The sequence below is a fragment of the Solihabitans fulvus genome (genome assembly GCF_008386585.1).
Taxonomy (GTDB): Bacteria; Actinomycetota; Actinomycetes; order Mycobacteriales; family Pseudonocardiaceae; genus Solihabitans; species Solihabitans fulvus.
In genome coordinates, this window is record NZ_VUOB01000388.1 from 1 (window position 1) to 509 (window position 509).

Below are 509 nucleotides of genomic sequence, written 5' to 3' on the forward strand. Positions count from 1 at the left end.
CACGGAGTCTTCTTTAAATATGACAAATTCATTCGAATTGCGGATAATCTTGTTCTGACCAGCGGTGAGTTTAGTTGTGAACCAGTCCAACTCGAAGAATTTCATCCAGTTGTCCTCTAATGTGAGAGGTATTCCGTTGTCATCGTATTTGGGAGCCAGGAAGATTTTGACAACAGCGTCACTGGCGACATTAGAATCAACCTCAATGTTAACGTTGAAGGGGCTGTGGTTCAATCGTGGCTGGCGCACCTTAACGTCATGGACGTGGTTGTTCTTAATCTCCTCTTTACTAAAGTACACGCTGTTGCTGGCGTCGAATTCAAAGTTCTCGAAGAATGTTGTCAATTTATCGACTTTAACATCAGTTATCTTGACACCATCAAAGTAAAGTTTGTCTTGAGTGTAAGGCTTCAAGTATTGCTTGAACTCAACGATGTATTCCACAATTCTGTTGTAGAGCTGATAGAAAGCAGGATCACGAAGAGAAGTCTGGTAAAAGTCCATTGCAC

1 protein-coding gene and 1 pseudogene are annotated in these 509 nt (G+C 41.8%); both read right to left on the reverse strand.

The window, feature by feature from the left end; all coding sequences use genetic code 11:
• Positions 1-444 (reverse strand): hypothetical protein (locus tag F0L68_RS46125; protein WP_240543056.1); only part of this gene is annotated, 444 nt, incomplete at its 3' end.
• Positions 445-504, reverse strand: a pseudogene (locus F0L68_RS46130) (hypothetical protein); the annotation flags it as partial.
• Between the last annotated feature and the right edge of the window lie 5 nt (positions 505-509).